Source organism: Paraburkholderia sp. SIMBA_027 (assembly GCF_046535315.1).
GTDB classification, from domain to species: Bacteria; Pseudomonadota; Gammaproteobacteria; order Burkholderiales; family Burkholderiaceae; genus Paraburkholderia; species Paraburkholderia tropica.
In genome coordinates, this window is sequence record NZ_JAWRWY010000600.1 from 1 (window position 1) to 271 (window position 271).

1 protein-coding gene is annotated in these 271 nt (G+C 32.8%); it reads right to left on the reverse strand.

Annotated elements, in window-relative coordinates; translation table 11 throughout:
- The coding region (locus tag SB764_RS40410; RefSeq protein ID WP_410866812.1) for a hypothetical protein at positions 1–271 on the reverse strand (271 nt) is incomplete at both ends.

Genomic DNA, 271 nt, shown 5'->3' on the forward strand with positions numbered 1-271 from the left:
CTCATCAGATGCTTTAGATTCTTGAATACGCTTTCTTAGCTCATTGTATTTTGCCTCAATTATTAGCTTCCTTTGTTCAAATGTTTCTTTGTCCTTTATGAAAGAATTATGAAAATCTCTTTGCTTGTTAAGTTCATCTTCAAGAGCTTTATTAATTGCTATGTTTTTAGAATTTCTATCTTCTCCGGTTGTCCCGTCTAGGTTTGCCTTTCTGAAATCTTCCAATTTTGCAATAAGCTCATTTCCCTCAAACTTTGCTTTTAATTGGTCT